Consider the following 20,646-nt stretch of genomic DNA (forward strand, 5'->3'; position numbering starts at 1 on the left):
AGACTACCCGTATTCAATTATGGTTGCAAACACTCAACAGCAGGCAATATTCATGGTACAAGCGAATTCAGCACTAAATTTCGAATTAGGGCAACTTAGGCACAACTGGTCAAATGACGAGGTAAATGCATTATTTAAGTTACCTTTTAATGACTTGATGTTTTATGCGCAAAGTATTCATAGGCAACATTTTAATGCTAACGAAGTACAAGTAAGCACTTTGTTATCAATAAAAACCGGAGCTTGCCCAGAAGACTGTAAATATTGTTCTCAAAGCGCACGATATAAAACAGACATCGAAAAAGAAAAACTAATGGAAGTTGAAAAAGTGCTTGAAGCTGCAAAACAGGCTAAAGCGCAAGGTTCAACACGATTTTGTATGGGCGCTGCTTGGCGTAATCCAAAAGAAAGAGATATGCCCTATGTCGTTGAAATGGTTAAAGGAGTGAAAAAGTTAGGCATGGAAACATGTATGACCTTAGGTATGTTATCTTCAGACCAAGCAACTGAACTCCAAGAAGCAGGGTTAGATTATTATAATCATAACTTAGATACTTCACCTGAACACTATAACCAAATTATTACCACGCGCAGTTATCAAGATCGCCTTGATACGCTTGGCAATGTACGCGCAGCAGGCATGAAGGTATGTAGTGGCGGCATAGTAGGGTTAGGTGAAAAAGCGACAGATCGCTCTTCATTGTTAGCGCAGCTGGCAAATTTATCACCACAACCAGAAAGTGTGCCAATTAACATGTTAGTTAAAATTGACGGTACACCTTTAGCAGACGTTGCAGATCTTGATGATTTTGATTTTATTCGCTGTATTGCTGTTGCACGCATTATGATGCCACATAGTCATGTCAGACTATCTGCAGGTCGCGATGCGATGAATGAACAAATGCAATCGTTGTGCTTTTTAGCAGGCGCAAACTCAATATTTTATGGTTGCAAGTTATTAACTGCGGGTAATCCTGAATCAAATGCTGACATCGCTTTGTTTAACAAACTTGGTATTAATACTGAAACTGTCGCAAACAATGTTGATGAAGAGGTCGAACAGCAGGTATTACAAGCAAAAGTTGCTGAACAGCAAAATGAAGACATGTTCTACAATGCTGCGAAATAACTAAATGTCTTTTGGTTTCATTAAGCAGCATCTTGACGGGCAAAAAAACAAGCATTTGTATCGTCAAAGATCGCTAATTGAACAACAAAATGCACGTTTTCTACAACATGATAGTAAAAAATACCTAAATTTTTCATCGAATGATTATTTAGGGCTTAATCACCACCCAGAAATTAATAAAGCACTCGCATTAGGGGCAGAAAAATATGGCACTTGTGCGAGCGCATCAAGTTTAATTACGGGTTATAACTATGCCCATCAACATCTTGAAAATGTTATTTGTCAGTGGTTAAACAAAGAACGGTGCCTTTTATTTAATAGTGGTTTCTCTGCGAACTTTGCTACATTGAACGCATTTTCGAAACCAAACGTTAGTTTATGGCTTGATAAACTTTCTCATGCTTCACTTATCGATGGTGCTTTGTCTGATAAAGGCCGAGTAAGACGTTTTTTGCATAATAACTATCAACAACTTGCTACCTTGATCTCATCTTCTGAACTAGAAGATCACCTGATCGTTTCTGAAGGTGTATTTAGTATGGATGGCGATAGTGCTGATGTTGAACAACTCGCAATTATTGCACAGCAGCATCAAGCAATGCTTTATATCGATGACGCTCATAGTATTGGTGTAACAGGAAAAGAAGGGCAAGGTAGTAGCAGCGCCAATCAAAATATTGATTTCGTAATGGCAACTTTTGGTAAGGCATTAGCGACGAGTGGTGCGCTATTGGCATGTAACAATACAACTTATGACTATTTGGTAAACGTTGCTCGTCACTATATTTATTCAACGGCAATGTCTCCCGCAATAGCTTGGGCTACAGCTAAAAGTATTGAAATAGCCCAACAAGAAAGTTGGCGAAGAGAAAAAATTGCACACTTAAGCCAACTCTTTACTGCATCATTAGCACCACAGATTTTAATGTTACCTTCAACGTCATCTATTCATGCCATTATTGTTGGTAAAGAACAAAAGGCTTTAAGTTGTGCAGAAGAACTCAAACAGCAAGGGATTTGGTTAACGGCTATTCGTCCGCCAACTGTTCCTAAGGACACTTCAAGGTTACGCGTAACCATAACAGCATCCCATAAAGAAAGTGATATCAAACACTTAGCAGATTGTATCAATAAGGTCCTATTAAATAATGGTTGATTTAAGTAAACGCATTAATATTGCCAAGTCATTTGGGTTAGCAAGTAAATCTTACGATATTTCTGCAAGATTACAGCGTTTCAGTGGTAAACAATTAATGACTTGGTTACCGAATAGACATGACTTAACTGTTTTAGATTTGGGCTGCGGTACAGGATTTTTTACCGATATATTAGCGGGCCGATATCAAAAAATCATTGGGCTAGACATTTCTTCTAACATGCTTTCATTTGCAAGTAGTAATAGAAATAACATGATTTCTTGGCTAGAGGCAGACGCTTATCACTTACCTCTCGCTACAGAATCAGTTGACTTAGTATATTCTAATTTAATGATCCAATGGTGTGACGCTTTAGAAGATGTTGTTCAAGAAGTACTTCGAGTTTTAAAACCCGGTGGTTTATTTATTTTTTCAACACTCGTAGATGGAACGTTGCATGAACTAAAATCGTCTTGGCAACAAGTAGATAATGACAGGCATGTAATTGACTTCAAAACTACTGCACAGTTGAAGCACGCCTGCAGTTTAGATAACAGTAAACTGTTAGAATTTAACGAGCAGCCTATTGTATTAGAATATGAAAATGTCATGCATTTAGCTAAAGAATTAAAAGGGTTAGGCGCTAATCATGTGCCAGAAAAACTAAACCGAGGGCTTGCAGGTAAAGATAAATGGCAACAAATGATGGCTGCTTATAAAGCATTTGTAGATGCTGATGGCGTTTATCCTGCAACTTATCGCGTTTTTTCAGGCATGGTAGTAAAATTAAATGGATAAAATGAAAAAGATATTTATAACTGCAACAGATACAGATGCTGGTAAAACGCATATCGGCTGCGCAATAGTACATAAGCTGACTAAAGCAGGTAAAAAAGTACAAGTTTTTAAGCCTATTTCTGCCGGTTGTGAAAGAGTAAATGGTCATCTGATAAACGAAGATGCAGCTAAATTATTGGCGCAAAGCAATGCAAACCAATCGTTAAGCCAAGTAAACCCAATAGCCTTTGAAGAGCCTATTGCGCCACATATTGCAGCACAACAATTAAACAAAACTATTTCATTGATTGAAATTAGCAACGCTTACAATGAAATGTGTTCTGCACGAGCAGATATAACCTTAACCGAGGGTGCAGGAGGGTGGCGTTTACCGTTGGGGAAAGGCGCTTTCTTATCCGATTTTGTCAAGCAAACAGATCAAAGTGTAATTTTGATTGTTAATATGAAGTTAGGTTGCTTAAACCACGCAATACTGACCTATGAAGCGATAAAACGTGATGGCATTAAATGTGTAGGGTGGGTTGCAAATGTTCAACAACCAATGCCTTATTTAGAAGATAACCTTAACGAACTTTTCTCGCTGTTTTCAATGCCACTATTAGGCGTGATACACAATGAAAGCAGCATTGAAAAGGTCGCTCAATGCCTTGATTTATCGACTCTTTAGCCCCGTTAAAACAAGGCTTGAAATTTTTTCAGTTAATGATATTTAAATAATTTCCGCTTCAGGAATATTCGTCACTTTCTGTTTAACGCCACCTTTAAATAGATACATTGGTTCCTCAATACCTTCAGATGAAAGATACTGGTACTTATTACCAATAACTTTTAGTGCAGAACCTTCGACGAGTCCTATCACCAATGTTTCAGGAGCAACTACCATAAACTCATTTAATCGTTGTTCTCTTGTTTCACCATTAAACCCTGGTGGTATATATTCACTATAATGCGGATTAAGTTGGCAATTAACTAACCCTAGTGCTTTAAAACTAGGAGGTTGTACGATCGGCATATCATTCGTTGTTTTAATGCTTGAACCAGCAATATTAGCACCAGCACTCCAACCAATATACTTCACAGCATTTTCGTTTATTGCATATTTTATCGTGTCAATTAAGTCGTAATGATATAGCTTATCTAAAAGTGTAAAAGTATTTCCACCACCAACGATAATTGCATCTGTATTGAGAATAGCCGATTTTTTATCACTAAATTGGTCAAGACTTTTTGCCTGTATGTTCAAAGGTAATAAAGCTTGATTAACTTTCTCTGTGTACGCTTGATATGTGAATCCTACGCCGGCATATGGGACAAAAATAACGCTGGTTGTCTCTTTTAGTTGTTGTTTAATCATTGGCAAGGCATGACTTAAATAGGGCGTATTGGCCACTTTTGAACTACTTAACAAAAGTAGGTTTCTTTTATTCATGTTAAAAATCCGAGAATTCAAAATATTTATAGGTTTAATTCGCTCAAACATGCTGTAGCAATGAAGCCTGAACGTGTCTTATATTTTTCATTTTTACTTACCCGATCATCAATTTGTTTAATTAATAACTCTGGTAACGTAACGTTTATTTTATGGCTTTTACCTAGGTAAGGGGTTATATCAAAATCAATTACAGCCCAAACAACATTTATCGAAGGCGCCATATTTATAAAGTTCTCTATTGCACTTGCCGTTGGAATTTTCTCACCATACTCAGCCAAGATAGCGAGGTGATCTGCAATTGCTTGTTCTGCATCTTTTAATACGCTATTTATTGAAACGCCTACGACATCACATCCTTTGAGGTCAGGCAGTGTTAACAACCAATTTTGATGCTCTGTTCGATACTGAATTTTAGCGGGGTAGTTCATCTTCTATTTATCTCCATTTTAGTAAAAACCATGGTAACCCTTATAACTCCGTAACGCAATATATAAAACAACCCTAATAACTCCACCATCACACTCAATAATAACCCTTATAACCCCTTGGTTATCAACTTTAACAACCCTGATAACTCCAATAAAAAATGAGTAAGTAGTTACATAGTGGATAGTTCTTATAAAAAGGATAAGAAGCGAAATTCCGTTATAGTTGATTATAGAAAATACTCATTAATCATTTAGAAACATTAGGGTTATAAAAGGTGTTTCGCTTTAAGTGTTATCTTTTGAATTGAATCTACAAATTGTGGATTTAAACGTTACTTTTATAAAAAATTAATCTGATTGCTTCAGTAAAAACTTAGCGTTGAGAATTGATTTCTTGACTCAACGTTCAGTCGTAAATAACCGTTAATCCCTCGTTTAATACCTTTGGTCATAAATTTGTAAATTTAGATGTATAAGCGGCAATTTTTAAACTCATTTGCCGTTCATGGATTATAGTTAAATTATGCACATAAGTTTGTTGCATTTGGAGGCTTTATGCTTATATCTAAAATATATCCAGCACTTTTAATGACTACTATTTTGCTAACTGGTTGCAGTTCGACACAAACAGTCAAGCAAACTGCTCCTACAAACTTTGAACAGCTTCTAAACGATCAAGTGTTTCCTGATTATCAACTATATCGAATAGAGACAATCGAAGAAGTATTTGCCTTAGATCAAGAAATGAAGGATTTCGTAAGAAACAAGTTAATTACAGAAAAATATTATCTACGCAGAGCTAGCAAGTTGTTAAAACACATTTTCTCTAAAGAAGATATTGATCTTGCTTATCAGAACAATGCCAATTTAACTGCCGCTCAGGCTTATCACAGTAAAACCGCAAACTGTATGTCGTTAACAATCATGGCGTACGCATTAGCAACTGAAGCAGGATTAAACGTTAAATTTCAAAGTGTTAAAGTACCTGAATATTGGATTAGAAACGGAGAGCATAATATGCTTACTGGCCATGTAAATCTATCCGTAACTGAAGATCGAGATCCACATATGCTAGTTGTATATGGTAAAGAAATTATGGCTATAGATTTTGATCCAAGTGTATATCGAAGTCGATTTCCAAAGAAAACGATATCAAAACAAGACATGTTAGCCATCTTTTATAATAACAAAGGTGCGGACGCGTTAGTTGAGCGAAACTATGATAAAGCCTACGCCTATTTTAAAAGTGCCATTAAAGCAAACCCTACATTTTCTTCATCCTGGGGAAATTTAGGCATATTATACCGATTTAATAAGCATTATAATCTCGCAGAGAAAAGCTACAACGTTGCAATAAGTCTAGATAAAGATAACTTAACCGCCTATAAAAACTTAACCTATGTATTACGTCGTCAAGGTGATCTAGAGGCTGTAGAACGCATCAACAACATGTTAAATGAAAAACGTCATAAAAACCCTTATTATCAAGCAATGTTAGCAGATGAAGCACTGTTTCGAGGAGAGTATTTACTGGCGAAAAGGCTTTTTAATAAAGCAATACGATTGAAAAAATCGGGACATGAGTTTTATTATGGTCTTGCGAAGGTTTACTATGCATTGGGAGAGGCAGCGAAGGCTGAAAAAGCGATTAAAAAGGCCATTTCATTTAACCAATTCCCCTCCACTGAAAGCCAGTATGTGGCTAAATTGAATTTTATCAGGCGTAACAATGAATGAAGGTAACTAAGTTTGTTATTCTGCGTTATTTACTACTATTTGCTTTAACATTATCGGTTAAAGCAAATAGTCAACAATTAGCACAATATGAAGCAGAGTTACTTTTAGATTTACAATTTCTCGCGTCAAATCACACACAAGGTCGATTTACCGGCTCTCACGGAAGTTTAGTAGCACAATCCTACCTTATTAAAAAATTGCGTTTGGCAAAGATCAAACCTTGGTCTATCCATTATAAAATGCCTTTTGAGTTCTCTTATAAGGGGAGTCTTTTATCAGGAACCAATATTGTTGGGCATATACCAGCATCAGTTGTTAGCGACAGCTATATTATTATCACGGCACATTACGATCATATAGGATCATCTAAACATGCTGTTTATAATGGGGCAGACGATAACGCATCAGGTACTGCAGCGCTATTGTATCTTGCAAAACGTTTGACAAAAGCTTCCCTAAAGCACCACGTAATCTTGTTGTTTACAGACGCAGAAGAGCAAAGATTAAAAGGTGCAAAAGCATTTAGTGCCAGTTTTCCAAATATTATTAAGCAAACTATACTCAATATAAATTTGGACATGCTAGCAACAAGTAAAAAAAGTAATCGGCTATACTTATTGCATCGTTTAGATAAAGCAACGTTGCCAATTGCGACTTTTAAACAATTTAAACAGCTATCTAACAAAATAAATTTAATTAATGGGTTTAAAAGAAGTCGCTATATTGAAGACAAAAGAGTGAAGTGGTTGAGAGCCAGTGATCATTACGTGTTTTATCGTCTAGGTATTCCAATTATGTATTATGGTACCGGTATGCACCGTTATTATCACACTACAGAAGATACCTATAACAACATTAATAAGCCAATGTATGTAAAGGTAGTACAAACAATTACGCAACATGTTTTATACTTAACGTCTAGCAATAACAAAAAGTTGACCAATTAGTTAAATTATTGTTTGGTTCTGGTTATAATAAGCAAGTTTAGAAATTATAAAGAGAGCACACATGCAAAAACGCTTTATTTCAGCACAAGAGCTATTAGAAGACTCTTTTCGTGTTGCGCACCAAGTATTTGAAGATGGATTTAAACCGGATTATATTGTTGGTATTTGGCGCGGTGGTGCACCTATTGGCATTGCCGTTCAAGAGTACTTTGATTATAAAAACGTAGATACTGACCATATTGCTGTTCGCACATCTTCGTATTACGGTATAAACCAACAAAGCAAAGAAATTAAAGTGCATGGTTTACATTACATTGTAGAAAATGCCAATACTGATGATTCATTGTTAATTGTTGACGATGTTTTTGACTCAGGTCGAAGTATTGACGCACTGATAAAACAACTGAAACTGTTAATGCGTAATAATATACCTAAAGATATTCGTGTTGCTTGCCCTTGGTTTAAACCAGAAAATAACAAAGTAGGGTTTGAACCTGATTATTTTATTCATCAATCATCAGAGTGGTTGGTGTTTCCACACGAAATATCAGGCTTAACGCCAGAAGAGATTATCGAAGGTAAAACAGACCTTAGAAATATTAAGTCGTTATTTTCATAATTGATTCATTAGCAATCCTTGTATAAAAAAGCATAGAATGTGATCACTATGCTTTTATATACAATTTGTTATGTTTAAATCTCTTTTGTTATTGCTTGCAATAACATTGCCTGTTGCGGCACAAAATAAAAACCCTGTAATTTTGCTGTCTATTGATGGTTTTGCTGGTGATTACTTAACACAATATAAACCACCATTTTTGCTAAAGGCAGCTAACCAGGGTAGCTATACAAAAGCACTTTTACCCGTTTTTCCGTCCAAAACCTTTCCTAATCATCTATCAATGGTGACAGGTAAATACCCAAATCAACATGGCATCGTGCATAATAGTTTTTATCATCGTGATATTAAAAAAAACTACACCTTAGGCGCGGGAAAACATAATAGTCAATGGTTAACGGCTAAGCCAATTTGGACGCTCGCAGAACAGAAAGGGCTAATATCGGGTGTTTATTTCTGGCCAGAATCTGAAACGCGTGTTGATGGTGTATTACCAACTTATGTAAAGCCTTATAAACATGATACAGAAAACAAAAAAAGGCTTGATCAACTCATTTCTTGGCTTCAGCTACCAAAAGGTGAACGACCACAGTTACTCATTAGTTATATTTCAATGCTTGACGAAATTGGTCATAAGTATGGAACACACTCAGAAAAAACAAAACATACGATTTTAAAAATCGATGCACTGATTGAAACATTTGTTTCTGATATAAAACGCAAAACAAAACTCACGCCAAATATCATTTTAGTTTCAGACCATGGCATGATTAATATTGATCAAGGTAAAAAGCTTTTACAAAGTGATTTAATAGGCGAAGGGCACCCAGAAATAAAAGTGGTTAACGGACAAACACAATTATTTGTTTACAGTGACAATGCAACCGCGTTAAATCAAATGGTAACGACATTAAAAAACAATAAAAATCACCACCACTACCAAATTTATTTAGCTAAAGATTTTCCGAAACATTGGTATTTTGACCAACATTCAGCGGCTACACCCGACTTAGTTGTAGAAGCGATACCACCCGCTATCTTTCTAAAACCAAGTAAAAAATATCCATTAGCAACGCATGGTTACGACCCAAAAAACCGTAAAGCACTCAATGCCATGTTAATTGCTTTTGGTCCAGATATTAAAAAAGGGCAAGAAATTGCACATCTTGATAATCGCTATGTATTTAATTTAATCGCAACATTACTAAACCTTGAAAATGACTATGACAATGACGCGTTTTTACAACTACTTATCAATTAATCTTTTAAATTTGTTATTAATTGTTTATTAGATTGTTAATACTTTATTTTTAAGAATAAAATGGGTATGTTAGGTTTATATGATAATAAGATAAAATAATTAGATGTATAGTACGTATATTGCTCGACAGGCGATTTTAGATAGAAACTCAAAAACCATAGGCTATGAGCTTTTATTTCGAGACAGTCCTGATAATAAATTTCCTGAAATCGATCAAGATGTTGCCAGTTCCAAACTCATTATTCAAAATCACTTACAAGGTGATATTAAAGCAATAGTGTTAGGCAAACTTGCTTTCATAAATTTCACGGAAAAATGTTTAATTAACAAATACCCTTTGATGTTCGATAAAAACTCAATTGTTATTGAACTCGTTGGGCATTCATCTCCTACAGAAAGGTTACTTAAAATAGTAAAATACTATTGCGACAAGGGTTATAAAATAGCGCTTACTGAGTATGACCTTGATGAACGTTGGGACGTTTTGTTTCCTTATTTATCTATGATAAAAGTCGATATTGAAAAGCAGAATCCAAAAAGACTACAACCTGTTGTTCAACGATTGAAAAACTTTGATATTAAATTAACAGCCGAAAAGGTTGAGACTAAATTTCAATTACAGTCTTTGGCAGAAGTTGGCTTTAATTTTTATCAAGGTTACTTTTATCACGAACCTGAGATGGTAGAAGGGCAAACGCTTGCGCCAATCAAAACACAAATGCTGCACTTGATCAGTGAAACCTTCAACACACCATTAGATTACGACAAAATAGCTAAGATCATTAGCCATGATGTTAACTTAAGTGTTGGTTTGTTGAAAATGGTCAACAACGTAGCAACAAGCACTCGCGTTGAAATAACATCATTAAAGCAAGCAACCGCTTATTTAGGCGAAGAAAAGTTAAAGCAATTTGTAACCATACTTGCGCTATCTAAGTTAACGAGCGAAAAAACAGATGAAGCGTCAAAACAAGCATTAATTACTGCACGATTAATGACATCTTTAGCCAAAGAAAGTGCGTTCAAAGAAATTAGTGATTTCGCATTTATTACCGGTTTATTAAGTGCGATTGAAGTGATATTAAGTATGCCAATGGACGAAATTGTCAAAACAATGCCATTAGCAGATCCTATTACAAAAGCGTTGGTAAGCCATGATGGTTTACTGGGTGAATTGTTAGTATTAACAACAGATTACATTACGGGTAATGGTGAAAATATATCTGACTTGATCAACGCCTATGGTTTAGAAGCAAGCTTTATTCATAATGAGTTTGTTGCAGCGTGCCGTTGGTGTGAAGAGCTAGGTGTGTTGTAATCTAACAAGGCTCGCATTCTGTATAAATTTCAGATAGCAGGTTACTTAAGTTTCTATATAAATTTTTCTTAGAAACTGTGTAATCTGCACCATAACAATTGGCAGCATATAAAATCGTTTCATTTGAGTTTTCAGCCGCTTCGCTTCCTGAAACAGCAATTACTTTGCCTTTCGCATCAGATTTTATTTTTTCAATAAACTCAAAACCATCTAAATGTGGCATTTCAATATCGGTAATCACGAGCTGATAGTCTTTGTTCTTAAACGCATCAAGCGCTTTTACGCTATCAGTATATGTATCGATATGTTGCTTAAAAGGTAGTGAAGTTTTTACAATATCTTTTAACAACATTATATCGATAGAAGAATCGTCTACGACCAGTACATTAAACATAATATTTTTCCCTGTAAAATTTGGCTCTCCACACAATAAAAATAGACAAAAATTGACCAATTAGCCAATTTTACCGGAGTTTAATGTAACTACTTGTATGCTGTTAAAATTATAAGCCTATATTTTAAGCAACTTACCTTGTTGTATTTATTAAAGATCCAAAAATAGCCACATTAAAAAACAAGATAAAAACCTTGATAAGGTGAAGCCTTAAAAATGAAGCGGAAACAAACAGAAAAACAATAGATAATTTATTTTACTGTAAGTTATTTCTTTTCGTGTATTTTTAGATGTTTTGCTCTAAAATTAGCCGATTTATTTTTATTAACAACTTTAACCGAGTACAAGCAAGGACTTCATTTTGATCAAGTTACTATTTGTGTTTTTTGGTATTTTCCTCTCTTTTCCTAGTTACGCTTCTAGCGCAGGCTCAATAGATTTAACAAGCTCAATAATAGGATTATCCGCTTTAGTGATATTTTCCGTTGCTTATATGCTTGTTATTGGTGAAGAATTTATTCATCTAAGAAAATCTAAACCCGTGTTAGTAGCAGCCGGTATAATTTGGCTAATGATCGGCTATATTTATACGCAGCATGGCATAGCAGAGCAAGCAGAAGAAGCGTTCAATCATAATTTACTTGAATATGCACAGTTACTATTATTTTTACTCGTTGCGATGACGTATATCAATGCGATGGAAGAACGTGGAATTTTTGAAAGCTTACGCATTTGGATGGTATCAAAGGGGTTAAGCTTACGTAGTTTATTTTGGACAACAGGTATACTTGCGTTTGGTATATCGTCTTTTGCAAACAATTTAACGACGGCAATGCTCATGTGTGCGATTGTATTAAAAGTCGCTCCTAAAAACCTAGGTTTTATTAATATTGCCTGTATAAATATTGTTGTAGCATCTAATGCAGGTGGCGTATTTAGCCCATTTGGCGATATTACTACGTTAATGATTTGGCAAGCAGGACTTATTAAATTCCAACAATTTTTTGTATTACTCTTACCGTCGCTTGTCAATTTTGTTATTCCTGCCGCCATTATGAGTCTTTTTATTTCAAATGATAAATCTCAACCTATATTTGACGATGAATTTCAGTTAAAGCGTGGCGCGAAAAGAATTGTTGCGTTGTTTGTATTAACCATCATCACTGCCGTCTTATGCCATAGTCTTATTCATATGCCTCCTGTATTAGGGATGATGATGGGGTTAGGGTACTTAAAATTTCTTGGATTCTATTTACGAAAAAGCCTACCACGTTCACTGAGTAAAAAGCGCACTCAGGCACAAATAAACAAAGATGAAAAAGCACTAAAACGCCTAGGTAATATTGTTCCGTTCGACATTTTCGATAAAATTGCACGGGCAGAGTGGGATACGTTGCTTTTCTTTTACGGTGTGGTTATGTGTGTAGGTGGTTTAGGTTTTATGGGCTATTTATCACTCGTATCAGAGTTGCTATATACTCATTGGAGCCCAACTTATGCCAATATTGCCGTGGGTATATTATCAGCCATAGTAGATAATATACCGGTAGTTTTTGCCGTATTAAGCATGCACCCAGCAATGGATCTGCAGCAGTGGCTATTAGTAACGATGACGGCCGGTGTTGGTGGTAGCTTGTTATCGGTAGGCTCTGCTTCAGGCGTTGCATTAATGGGGCAAACGAAAGGCAAATATTCGTTTATTGGTCATTTAAAGTGGAGTTGGGCAATCGCGTTAGGCTATGCTGCGAGTATTTACGTTCATTTCCTAATCAACGGCTAATCAATCCATTTGAGGTAGCAAGTTGAATACTTGTTGCCTCATCATCAATACATTTAAAGATAATCATTGCTTAATATTTATTATAACTGTATTATGATGCCAGAATTAGTACAACTAATTCACACGTGTCTATCAGATACGCTAATGAAATGCCTTTCCTTAATCTCGTCAGTCATCTTTAGAAAGTATTACCTATTTAATATTTGTAAGTTAAGCTCAATTTCACCTGGGTTATCAATCTAGATAAATAAAGTAAATAGGTTATTGTTATAAATAGGCCAAATGTGCCTACCTATTATAGAGTTTAATAATGTCTTATCTTTATAACGGTCAACAGATCCGTATAATGCAACCTGTGCATTCAATATCTGTCAATAAAAATCGTGTTGTGGTTAATCATGTAAAGGGGACGAGTAATATTCGTTTCGCCAATGTTAGTGAATGTAAAGCATTTTTAACGTGGTTAGTTGCCCACTAAGTAGCCAATATAGTCAGTATCAATAAAACGGAGAAAAGGGTACAAATGAATTCAATTGATGAATTATCAGAAATAAATGAATCATTAAAGCCCTTGCAAAAACTTGCAGATCGAGAAAGAAAAGCAATCCGCGGTTTAACGGGTTTGTTACATACACCGCATATTGATGCATACAATGAACTATTAATAAAAAGAGCACAGCTATTGTTGTCTCTTAAAGCTGCCGGTGTATTACCCTATTCAGAAGTTGAAATAACAACACAAAAGCTTACAGCACTTTTTAATAAAGCCAAAAATAAAGAAGTAGTCGAGCACAACGGTAACCACTATGAGCGACGGTTTTCGCCGCTCAAATTGAGTAAGTCAGGCAAAGTTGTTCGTAAATGGGCTAAGTACTGGTTATTGAAACATCCAGATGGCGCTATTGATAGCCAATGGCAAACAGAAGTCAGAGAGCTTTGGCCTGAGTACTTTGTTATACAGTTGTCAGATATCAGTTAATCCTAAAAAGATTTTAGTTAAATCTCATAACTAATCATCTATTTCTTTGGTTACTAAAGTAAATAAGTTTAAACAAGCTCTGACATATCAACTTTAACTATTGAGTTTTTAATCAAAATAAATGAACAGATTACGCACATTTTAAACCGTCAATTAATGAATTTCATGACTTGTTTAACTTGAAAATCTCTTCGCTTAATGAATATTCGCTTTATGTGTTTTCGTAACCAACTTAAACCTATATCAGCACTTTGCCTTGTGTGCCATAACATTGAAATTGAGGAATTAGGAATATTGAAGGGCGGTGCGGTAATAGCTAGCTCTGAGCCCTCTATATGTTCATGGATAAGATCAGTGGGTAAAATAGCAATTAAGTTGCTTTCTTTAATAATAGGCACCGCAGAGGTAAAACTATTGACCGTAAAAGCTATACGTCTTTTTAACCCTAATTCCTGTAAAGCCTGATCTGTTGGACTAGCAATATCACCTGATAATGAAACTAACAAATGCTCGGCAAGCGAGAATTCTTCTACGGTTAGATGCTTATTGGACAAGGGGTGGTTTTTTCGCATTACACAGACATAGTCTGTATCAAACAAATGCTCAGTGCAGATATTTTCCAATGACCTGTTACTTTGGCCAATAACAAGATCTACATCTGCTGCATCGAGTAGCAGTTTAGTACGGTTAATGGTGTAAGGTACTGCGTGTAAGTTAAGTCCAGGAGCTTCCTTTTCAAATAATTTTCGAAGATCTAGCCAAAGCGCATTAAGAGCAATATCAGGTAAAGCTACTCTAAAGGTGCGTATTGCACTTTTTGCTTCAAATATATCGGGAGTAAGGGCTTGGTTTATATTGTACAGCGAATCCCGCACTTTTCCCCAAAGATTATTGGCATATGTTGTAGGTTGGATCCTTCGACCATCTGGAACAAAAAGTTTGTCTTTCCATAAAACACGCATTCGAGATACAGCATTTGACACAGCTGGTTGAGTCATTGAAAGGCTGGAAGCAGCTTGCGTTATGGATTTCTCTATCATTATCACATCAAAGATAACAAGTAATTTTAACTCATCTGGACGCATCTCTAACTTCCTTAATCACTCTATTAACACATTATATAATTTTATACATAAGCAGATATTTCACTTTATTCATCATATTTATAAATGAATTAAATACCATTATAAAATTATTCTTTGATCATATCTCTCCTTAATATGTATCTAATTAAGAACAACAATGATCGTAAAGAACAAGTTTGTATTTAAGTATCTGTTTAAAGTCATTTCGAAAGTTCTTAAATAGCAGGTTTGGGTACATATAATGAAGACTAATCACCGCATTTTGTTGGTGCAGTATTGTAAAACAGCTTATAGGTTTTCTCTCTTTATAGTAGAGTTTGAAACATTAAGGAGATAACAAGTGGATGTATTAATCAATAGCATAATATATATGTGTGCTGTGCTCGCTTTTGTAGCACTCAACAGTTTTGCTAATCAGGATATTATCACCGCACATGATAGCAAATTCGCGGATAATTTTGGTTATCACGCAGCTATTGATGGCAACACCTTGCTCGTCGGAGCGCATAAAGCAGACATTGATACGGTTAAAGATGCTGGTGTTGCTTACGTTTACGTATTGGGTGAAAAGGGGTGGTATCAACAAGCAAAACTTGTCGCTGAGCCATTTTTCAAAAACGATACGCTAGGTGGCAATGTCGCGTTAAAAGGCAATGTAGCTATGTTAGGCGCAATAGGAAGAAATACTAAAGCAAAAGCGTCAGGTGCTGTTATTTTCTTTGAGCGCCGTTCCAATAGTTGGATTCAAAGACAAGTCGTCACAGCACCCGACGCAAAATCAGGTGACGCTTTTGGTCAAGCTATTGCACTCAATGATAGTTATCTAGTAGTAGGATCACCACGAAACGATGTACTGGAAGAAGACTCCGGGGCTGTATACATTTACAAACGTGTTAATGAAGCTTGGCGATACCAAACCAAACTAAGTGCGATTGATGGCAAAAAAGGAGACTTATTTGGTATTAGTGTAGCGATAAGTGGTAATACTATTCTTGTTGGTGCGGACTTGCACGATGAAAAAGCAGAAAATGCAGGTGCTGTTTATGTTTATGTTTTAGACGGTAATAAGTGGAAACAAGAAGCAAAACTTTTGGCATCTGATGGTGGTAAAACAGATATTTTTGGAGTCAGAGTGGCTATTTCAGGAAACACCGCTTTGATCTCAGCAAGACGTGATGATATTGAAGGTATCGGGGTTGACGCAGGCTCTGCATATATTTTTGAACGACACGGTCATCATTGGACAGAAATAGCTAAATTTACTTCTCCCGATGGAAAAGCGGATGATAGATTTGGACGAGGTGTCGCTTTAAATGAAGATACCGCCATTATAAGTGCAATGCACCATGACGCTAATGGTACTGATACTGGAGCGGTTTACATATATAATAAAGGGAGAAAGGGTTGGAGATATACAGAAAAAATATTGGCGGAGCTAAGTTTTCCTTATGATAGGATTGGATGGAATGTAGCTTTGTCTAATAATAATGCCGTTATAACAGCTCCGAATCATGATAGTTCGGGAAAAAATACAGGTGCAGTGTTAATACAAACTTTAAATAACAATGTAACAACCCGATAAAAAAGTCACTTAACAAACCTCAAATTATCGCGATTAAAAGAATCTAAAGCGCGCATATCTGTTTAGAGTGTTTGCCAAAAGTAATATAAAAACAGTTTTAGGCATAGTATGCCCAATTTGACGGCAATGAAGTAGTGATATCAGCAACAACCAATTCCAAAGATATAAGATTGGATAACCAAAAGTATGAGACTATATCTATATACACTCATATTTATTACTTATTAAAATCACGATTTTAAAAGATTATATTCAAATGTACATTAATTCATGGTACATTACTTATTATGTATACATGTTCTAAAGGTTTGTTAACTGGTTTGACGTGCTTTAGCTGGTGTTTATTTTTAAATAACCTCGCTGTAAGCCCTTTATTTATAAGGCTATCAACCAATTCACATTCCTTTTTTACGTGCTTCTACGTTAATTTTAGCTATCATAGTAGCCAAACACGCGTTATTTTTTACGTAGCGTAACGAGTTTTTATACGTATTCATCACTTTTTGATTTTGGTGATCGGGTGTTTTAATTTAAATATGTTTTATTCGTGTCAATTAACGCATGTATTAAACTTGTTTTATATAGACGTTATTTTGTCTAACTATTTTGTAGGATTTTTATGTTTGCCAACAAATCAGCATCTGAAGTTTATCTTTTGTCATTACAATCTTCACAAAGTCGAGTCACGATGAGTTCATTGCTTAATGTTGTTGCACTAAAATTACAAAATAAAAAATCACATAGCGATGTTGACTGGTCAGTGCTTAACTATGAACAAATTTTACATTTATTATCAGACTTATCTTCGCAAGGAAAATCACCTTCAACGATCAATGTTTATTTGTCAGCACTTAAAGGTGTCGCTAAAGAAGCTTGGCGTAAAAAAGATATTGATGTAGAAACTTATCAACACATTAAGGAGATCCGCAGAGTACGTGGTTCTCGCAGTGTTAAAGGACGGGCTTTAGAATTATCTGAACTTAATCAACTTATCGACTACTGCATGATGCAAGACGGCGTTATTGCCATGCGTGATGCTGCCGTGGTTGCTTTAGTTTATGGTGCCGGTCTTCGTCGTCATGAAGCTGCAAACTTATTATTAAGTGATCTCAACTTAAAAGACGCTACACTTCGTGTGCTTGGTAAAGGTAATAAGGAACGTGTTAATGCATTACACAATAGAATTCTTGAGATATTAGATGTATGGCTGCAAGAACGTGGTTTAGAGCCTGGTCCATTATTTTTAAGAGCACGTAAAGGAAACCGCTTAGTTAATGAACCTATTTCTGGGCAAACAATTTACGATATTATTATTAGGCGTTATCAAGAAGCAGGTTTAAAACGACTTACTCCGCATGATCTTCGTCGAACTTATGCGACAAAGTTATTAGAAAATGGTGAAGATGTTTTCGTTGTACAAGACTTAATGGGACATTCTTCAGTGGAAACCACCAAAAACTATGATAAACGAGCAGATGTCGCCAAAAATAAAGCTGCTAAAGCCCTACCGTTTTAACATTTGTACGCTGGTCCATTGCTGACTTATTTGATCGAGTTCCCCCGTCTGTTTTAAGTGTTCAATTGCTGAATTAAAACGCTCAAGATCTTTTTCATTCATCGTTTTTTTACTGAGCATAATGTAAATATCGTCTTGATAAATTTCTACTGAATGTGCTTCAAATTCATTAAAAAGTTTGTACTTATCTATAAACGCTCGCATAGTTACAGGATCAACAAAAAAGCCATCTAAGTGCCCTTTTAATGTAAGTTTTACGTTTTGTTCAAGGTCAATAACTTCACTAATATGGGCTTGAAAAGCGGGTTGTTTCATTAAAGTTTTATAGGTCTCACCATAGTAATAACCACTTTCAACACCTATTAAGTAATCACTCGCGATTAAATCCCGTAGGTTAGGCAATATTATTTTATCTTTCATACCCTTACGAACGTAGAGCTTCACTTGTTCAGTGCGATAAGGCTGGGTAAAATATGCGTAATTTTGACGTTCAGAAGAAATAGAAGCTCCCATAGCAACATCCATTTTACCTAATTTGATATATTGTAAATGTCTTTTCCAGGGTAACTCTGTGTAATCCACTTTATAGTCGGCTTTTTCTATGATTCTATTAAAAATGTCTACATCTAGGCCAACAAGTAAATGTTGATTATTGTGATATTGATAGGGATACCAGAGTTCCCAACCGACTGACAAATTATTTCGCTGATTTGCACATGCAGTAAGGCATATTAAGAGTGTTGATATAAAGGTTATAAGCATTTTACATTTCACAACAACACTCCATTTATTTAGTATTTTTATTATTCGAACACTTTTAAAGCTAGCGCTGGATCTAATTTGACATGTTTCCAGTTAATCCGCCAATCTAAATGCGGCCCTGTTACTCGTCCGGTAGCTCCCATCGCGGCGACTTTTTCACCTTTTTCTACTACATCACCTTCTTTAACATAACTATCGCTTAGGTGCAAAAACGTTGACGTAACACCGTGACCGTGATCTATTATCATTGTTCCACCTGAGTAAAACATGTCTGGCACGTATAACGTAACTACACCAGAAGCCGGTGCAGTTACGGGTGTACCTGTTGGTCCCGCGTAATCTAACCCATAATGTGGACGACCAGGTTTACCATTATAAAAACGCTGGCTGCCATAAACACCTGTAATAGTGCCCTTAGCAGGTGCAATAAACCCGTTAGCAAAATCAACCCGTTTACTCACGTGATTACGTGCTAAATACACTTGTTCTGCGTCTTTTTTTGCTCGCTTAACACTTTCAGGATCAGGGTTCATGATCTTTTTAGCAATTCCTTCAACACGCTGTATATTGTAGGATTGTGCTTTCGGTTTTAAGGTCTTAGTGATTACCTTACCATTAGGGTGTTTTACTATTAGCGTATGCGTTTTATTTTCATCGCGTGAAAACCCAAAAACAAAATCACCATCTGGCGATAACATAAGGTTTTCATTATCCAACGTTACTTTGCTTTTAGGTAACGTTTTGCCAATGATTAAACCACCCTGCTGTATTTCACCTTTTAATTGTAAATTTTGTGCTGTTACAGCCAATGTTACCAAGTAAGGTAACACGGTAAAGAAGCGTAGTGCCTTGATATTAAGCATGCGCTATTGCTCCTTTACCTACTCCTTCATAAGCAATAACGGTAAAATGATCTTTAGGTTGTTGCATTTTTAATTGCCGTGCAATGTAATCTGCGAGTAACTCGACCGTTGAGTCACAGTCAACCACTTCTAACACTTTACTGTCTACAGCAATATCAAAGCGCCCTTGTGGTGCTTGATAAGCAAAAAGTTGATGGTTTTCCGTTAGCAAGTTTTCCGCTGTTGAAGACAACTGAATATCACTTTTAGCTACCCGATCAGCTTCCGAAGCAATATATATATCTTGCCAACGTTGACACCAAAAATGTTCAAGATCTTCAGAGCGTTTATCATTGTGAAAAAGTTCAATTTTTGAACGGTGACCATGTGCTATGCGCTGACAATTACCGTCATGTAGTTTAAGTCCATGGGTATAATGATAAAAGTCACTGTCAATTTGCTCTGGTCTTAACGTTAACACTAAGCCTTGAACGTTATTAGGTAATTGCGCAAGAATAATATCCGTTAAATATTGTTTTACTGATGTTGTTGTAATGTTCTCACAAGGTAACTTAGCAAACGCACAACTTGGAGATTGTAAAAAATAACTTGCACGTGCAGACGTGAGATCAACAAACTCATGGTTGTCATGATAGTTAGATGGAGTAACAGTCACCGAAGAGCACTGTTCAGCAATCAATAATTTGTGATCTACGGCATCATCAATTATGGCTTTAATTTGCTTTTTAACCACAGCAAAATCTAATACCATTTTCATATCATTTAATGTGCCATCTAATAACACGTCAACTATCCAACTTTCGCCTACAATACCTCTTTGTGAGCAACAGTAAGAAAAGTCGATAACAGTTAAATCTTTGACAAATAATTGCATTAACCT

21 protein-coding genes are annotated in these 20,646 nt (G+C 35.8%); 14 read left to right on the forward strand and 7 right to left on the reverse strand.

What is annotated here, in order from left to right; translation table 11 throughout:
* The first annotated feature begins 52 nt into the window (after nt 1-52).
* From bioB to bioD, 4 genes are read left to right on the forward strand one after another with little or no spacing between them, the layout of a single operon-like run.
* Nucleotides 53-1,129 (forward strand): biotin synthase BioB, encoded by a 1,077-nt coding sequence (gene bioB, locus QUE09_RS08995; protein WP_286235910.1) that lies wholly within the window; start codon nt 53-55, stop codon nt 1,127-1,129.
* Between the two features lie 4 nt (nt 1,130-1,133).
* Nucleotides 1,134-2,285, forward strand: coding sequence for an aminotransferase class I/II-fold pyridoxal phosphate-dependent enzyme (locus tag QUE09_RS09000; protein ID WP_286232431.1), 1,152 nt, complete (start codon nt 1,134-1,136; stop codon nt 2,283-2,285).
* Nucleotides 2,278-3,063 carry a malonyl-ACP O-methyltransferase BioC gene (gene bioC / locus QUE09_RS09005; RefSeq protein WP_286232434.1) on the forward strand — a complete coding sequence of 262 codons (786 nt, stop codon included), beginning with the start codon at nt 2,278-2,280 and terminating at the stop codon, nt 3,061-3,063. Before QUE09_RS09000 ends, bioC begins: the two co-directional genes overlap by 8 nt.
* A 1-nt stretch (nt 3,064) precedes the next feature.
* Nucleotides 3,065-3,730, forward strand: a complete 666-nt coding sequence (gene bioD, locus QUE09_RS09010) for a dethiobiotin synthase (RefSeq protein WP_286232435.1) — start codon at nt 3,065-3,067, stop codon at nt 3,728-3,730.
* A gap of 42 nt (nt 3,731-3,772) precedes the next feature.
* Here the strand turns inward: bioD and pepE are convergent, their stop codons facing one another.
* Nucleotides 3,773-4,492, reverse strand: coding sequence for a dipeptidase PepE (gene pepE / locus QUE09_RS09015; protein ID WP_286232438.1), 720 nt, complete (start codon nt 4,490-4,492; stop codon nt 3,773-3,775).
* A 26-nt stretch (nt 4,493-4,518) separates the two neighbouring features.
* Nucleotides 4,519-4,923 carry a type II toxin-antitoxin system HicB family antitoxin gene (locus QUE09_RS09020; RefSeq protein WP_286232440.1) on the reverse strand — a complete coding sequence of 135 codons (405 nt, stop codon included), beginning with the start codon at nt 4,921-4,923 and terminating at the stop codon, nt 4,519-4,521.
* 555 nt (nt 4,924-5,478) lie between these two features.
* On the opposite strand from QUE09_RS09020, the gene QUE09_RS09025 reads away from it, so the two are divergent.
* The 5 genes from QUE09_RS09025 (at nt 5,479) to QUE09_RS09045 (ending at nt 10,805) form a co-directional block, all read left to right on the forward strand.
* Nucleotides 5,479-6,660, forward strand: coding sequence for a tetratricopeptide repeat protein (locus QUE09_RS09025; RefSeq protein WP_286232442.1), 1,182 nt, complete (start codon nt 5,479-5,481; stop codon nt 6,658-6,660).
* Complete coding sequence (locus QUE09_RS09030; protein WP_286232443.1) at nt 6,657-7,607, forward strand: M28 family peptidase; 951 nt, start codon at nt 6,657-6,659, stop codon at nt 7,605-7,607. Before QUE09_RS09025 ends, QUE09_RS09030 begins: the two co-directional genes overlap by 4 nt.
* Before the next feature lie 61 nt (nt 7,608-7,668).
* Nucleotides 7,669-8,226 carry a phosphoribosyltransferase gene (locus QUE09_RS09035; protein WP_286232444.1) on the forward strand — a complete coding sequence of 186 codons (558 nt, stop codon included), beginning with the start codon at nt 7,669-7,671 and terminating at the stop codon, nt 8,224-8,226.
* A gap of 70 nt (nt 8,227-8,296) precedes the next feature.
* Nucleotides 8,297-9,487 (forward strand): alkaline phosphatase family protein, encoded by a 1,191-nt coding sequence (locus QUE09_RS09040; protein WP_286232445.1) that lies wholly within the window; start codon nt 8,297-8,299, stop codon nt 9,485-9,487.
* 103 nt (nt 9,488-9,590) lie between these two features.
* Complete coding sequence (locus tag QUE09_RS09045; RefSeq protein ID WP_286232447.1) at nt 9,591-10,805, forward strand: EAL and HDOD domain-containing protein; 1,215 nt, start codon at nt 9,591-9,593, stop codon at nt 10,803-10,805.
* A gap of 1 nt (nt 10,806) precedes the next feature.
* Here the strand turns inward: QUE09_RS09045 and QUE09_RS09050 are convergent, their stop codons facing one another.
* Complete coding sequence (locus tag QUE09_RS09050) at nt 10,807-11,199, reverse strand: response regulator (RefSeq protein ID WP_286232449.1); 393 nt, start codon at nt 11,197-11,199, stop codon at nt 10,807-10,809.
* Between the two features lie 358 nt (nt 11,200-11,557).
* Between QUE09_RS09050 and nhaD the strand changes: the two genes are divergently transcribed.
* The 3 genes from nhaD to QUE09_RS09065 all read left to right on the forward strand — a co-directional run bounded on the left by nhaD (nt 11,558) and on the right by QUE09_RS09065 (nt 13,958).
* Nucleotides 11,558-12,979 carry a sodium:proton antiporter NhaD gene (nhaD, locus tag QUE09_RS09055; RefSeq protein WP_286235911.1) on the forward strand — a complete coding sequence of 474 codons (1,422 nt, stop codon included), beginning with the start codon at nt 11,558-11,560 and terminating at the stop codon, nt 12,977-12,979.
* A gap of 310 nt (nt 12,980-13,289) precedes the next feature.
* A complete protein-coding gene (locus QUE09_RS09060) occupies nt 13,290-13,457 on the forward strand; it encodes a hypothetical protein (RefSeq protein WP_286232451.1) in 168 nt (55 codons plus the stop codon).
* A 45-nt stretch (nt 13,458-13,502) separates the two neighbouring features.
* Nucleotides 13,503-13,958 (forward strand): hypothetical protein, encoded by a 456-nt coding sequence (locus QUE09_RS09065; RefSeq protein ID WP_286232452.1) that lies wholly within the window; start codon nt 13,503-13,505, stop codon nt 13,956-13,958.
* Between the two features lie 149 nt (nt 13,959-14,107).
* Here the strand turns inward: QUE09_RS09065 and QUE09_RS09070 are convergent, their stop codons facing one another.
* Nucleotides 14,108-15,043, reverse strand: a complete 936-nt coding sequence (locus tag QUE09_RS09070) for a LysR family transcriptional regulator (protein WP_286232454.1) — start codon at nt 15,041-15,043, stop codon at nt 14,108-14,110.
* A 340-nt stretch (nt 15,044-15,383) separates the two neighbouring features.
* Between QUE09_RS09070 and QUE09_RS09075 the strand changes: the two genes are divergently transcribed.
* Nucleotides 15,384-16,625 (forward strand): hypothetical protein, encoded by a 1,242-nt coding sequence (locus tag QUE09_RS09075; RefSeq protein ID WP_286232455.1) that lies wholly within the window; start codon nt 15,384-15,386, stop codon nt 16,623-16,625.
* A 619-nt stretch (nt 16,626-17,244) separates the two neighbouring features.
* A complete protein-coding gene (locus QUE09_RS09080) occupies nt 17,245-18,141 on the forward strand; it encodes a tyrosine-type recombinase/integrase (RefSeq protein ID WP_286232457.1) in 897 nt (298 codons plus the stop codon).
* Here the strand turns inward: QUE09_RS09080 and QUE09_RS09085 are convergent.
* The 3 genes from QUE09_RS09085 to QUE09_RS09095 are packed head-to-tail and all read right to left on the reverse strand — an operon-like array spanning nt 18,130 to nt 20,640.
* Entirely contained in the window at nt 18,130-18,915 is a 786-nt protein-coding gene (locus tag QUE09_RS09085) for a substrate-binding periplasmic protein (protein WP_286232459.1), read from the reverse strand. The genes QUE09_RS09080 and QUE09_RS09085 overlap by 12 nt on opposite strands.
* Nucleotides 18,916-18,944: 29 nt before the next feature.
* Entirely contained in the window at nt 18,945-19,766 is an 822-nt protein-coding gene (locus QUE09_RS09090; protein WP_286232460.1) for a M23 family metallopeptidase, read from the reverse strand.
* Nucleotides 19,759-20,640, reverse strand: coding sequence for a 6-carboxytetrahydropterin synthase (locus QUE09_RS09095; protein ID WP_286232462.1), 882 nt, complete (start codon nt 20,638-20,640; stop codon nt 19,759-19,761). The genes QUE09_RS09090 and QUE09_RS09095 overlap by 8 nt, the downstream gene beginning before the upstream one ends.
* Nucleotides 20,641-20,646 lie beyond the last annotated feature (6 nt).

Origin of the sequence: Thalassotalea sediminis (genome assembly GCF_030295915.1) — a bacterium.
GTDB lineage: Bacteria > Pseudomonadota > Gammaproteobacteria > Enterobacterales > Alteromonadaceae > Thalassotalea_C > Thalassotalea_C sediminis.

Coding starts and splice junctions, on each gene's coding strand:
- QUE09_RS09060 (WP_286232451.1), top strand. CDS start 13,290: ATGTCTTATCTTTATAACGGTCAACAGATCCGTATAATGCAACCTGTG.
- QUE09_RS09080 (WP_286232457.1), top strand. CDS start 17,245: ATGTTTGCCAACAAATCAGCATCTGAAGTTTATCTTTTGTCATTACAA.
- QUE09_RS09025 (WP_286232442.1), top strand. CDS start 5,479: ATGCTTATATCTAAAATATATCCAGCACTTTTAATGACTACTATTTTG.
- QUE09_RS09000 (WP_286232431.1), top strand. CDS start 1,134: ATGTCTTTTGGTTTCATTAAGCAGCATCTTGACGGGCAAAAAAACAAG.
- QUE09_RS09020 (WP_286232440.1), bottom strand. CDS start 4,923: ATGAACTACCCCGCTAAAATTCAGTATCGAACAGAGCATCAAAATTGG.
- QUE09_RS09040 (WP_286232445.1), top strand. CDS start 8,297: ATGTTTAAATCTCTTTTGTTATTGCTTGCAATAACATTGCCTGTTGCG.
- bioC (WP_286232434.1), top strand. CDS start 2,278: ATGGTTGATTTAAGTAAACGCATTAATATTGCCAAGTCATTTGGGTTA.
- QUE09_RS09065 (WP_286232452.1), top strand. CDS start 13,503: ATGAATTCAATTGATGAATTATCAGAAATAAATGAATCATTAAAGCCC.
- bioB (WP_286235910.1), top strand. CDS start 53: ATGGTACAAGCGAATTCAGCACTAAATTTCGAATTAGGGCAACTTAGG.
- bioD (WP_286232435.1), top strand. CDS start 3,065: ATGAAAAAGATATTTATAACTGCAACAGATACAGATGCTGGTAAAACG.
- QUE09_RS09035 (WP_286232444.1), top strand. CDS start 7,669: ATGCAAAAACGCTTTATTTCAGCACAAGAGCTATTAGAAGACTCTTTT.
- pepE (WP_286232438.1), bottom strand. CDS start 4,492: ATGAATAAAAGAAACCTACTTTTGTTAAGTAGTTCAAAAGTGGCCAAT.
- QUE09_RS09050 (WP_286232449.1), bottom strand. CDS start 11,199: ATGTTTAATGTACTGGTCGTAGACGATTCTTCTATCGATATAATGTTG.
- QUE09_RS09095 (WP_286232462.1), bottom strand. CDS start 20,640: ATGCAATTATTTGTCAAAGATTTAACTGTTATCGACTTTTCTTACTGT.
- QUE09_RS09030 (WP_286232443.1), top strand. CDS start 6,657: ATGAAGGTAACTAAGTTTGTTATTCTGCGTTATTTACTACTATTTGCT.
- QUE09_RS09090 (WP_286232460.1), bottom strand. CDS start 19,766: ATGCTTAATATCAAGGCACTACGCTTCTTTACCGTGTTACCTTACTTG.
- QUE09_RS09070 (WP_286232454.1), bottom strand. CDS start 15,043: ATGCGTCCAGATGAGTTAAAATTACTTGTTATCTTTGATGTGATAATG.
- QUE09_RS09045 (WP_286232447.1), top strand. CDS start 9,591: ATGTATAGTACGTATATTGCTCGACAGGCGATTTTAGATAGAAACTCA.